Below are 947 nucleotides of genomic sequence, written 5' to 3'. Positions count from 1 at the left end.
AAGCAGGTCTTGGATAATTCACAAGCTAGCCAAGCCCAAGTAGACCAAGCTCTCCGCAGTCTCCAAGCAGCCCGCGCCGGCCTCCAAGGTAAAGCGACCAACAAGTCTGCCCTGCAAACCGAGTACAATCTCAAGGACAGCACTCAGGCAACTAGCGCTTATTACAATGCAACTAGTGCCCAACAAAGTGCTTACACTAGCCAGTTGAGCGCAGCCAAGCAGGTATTGGACAACCAAAAGGCCAGTCAAGCCCAGGTAAACCAGGCCTTGCAAAACCTGCAAGCTGCCCGCGCAGGCCTAACCGGTCAAGCAACCAATAAGTCTGCCCTGCAAACCGAGTACAATCTCAAGGACAGCACTCAGGCAACTAGCGCTTATTACAATGCACCAAGCTCCCAACAAAGTGCCTACGTTAACCAATTGAGCGCAGCCAAGCAGGTCTTGGATAATTCACAAGCTAGCCAAGCCCAGGTAAACCAGGCCTTGCAAAACCTGCAAGCAGCCCGCACCGGCCTCCAAGGTCAAGCAACCAATAAGTCTGCCCTGCAAACCGAATACAATCTGAAAGATAGCACTCAGGCAACTAGCGCTTATTACAATGCGACTAGCGCCCAACAAAGTGCCTACACTAGCCAGTTGAGCGCAGCCAAGCAGGTCTTGGACAACCAAAAGGCCAGCCAGACCCAGGTTAACCAGGCTCTGCAAAATCTGCAGTCAGCCCGCGCCGGCCTCCAAGGTAAAGCGACCAACAAGTCTGCCCTGCAAACCGAATACAATCTGAAAGATAGCACTCAATCTTCCAGCGCTTATTACAATGCGACTAGCGCCCAACAAAGTGCCTACACTAGCCAGTTGAGCGCAACCAAGCAAGTCTTGGACAACCAAAAAGCTAGTCAAGCCCAGGTTAACCAAGCCCTGCAAAACCTGCAAGCAGCCCGCGCTAGCCT

At 52.6% G+C, this 947-nt stretch carries 1 pseudogene; it reads left to right on the top strand.

Annotated elements, in window-relative coordinates:
* Nucleotides 1-9: 9 nt before the first annotated feature.
* Nucleotides 10-947 (top strand): annotated as a pseudogene (locus C4K46_RS10505) (hypothetical protein); the annotation flags it as partial.

The organism is Streptococcus oricebi (genome assembly GCF_017883985.1).
In the GTDB taxonomy this organism is placed as follows: Bacteria; Bacillota; Bacilli; order Lactobacillales; family Streptococcaceae; genus Streptococcus; species Streptococcus oricebi.
The sequence above is the reverse complement of the archived record's forward strand: the minus strand, read 5'-3'. Positions and strand labels throughout refer to the sequence as shown.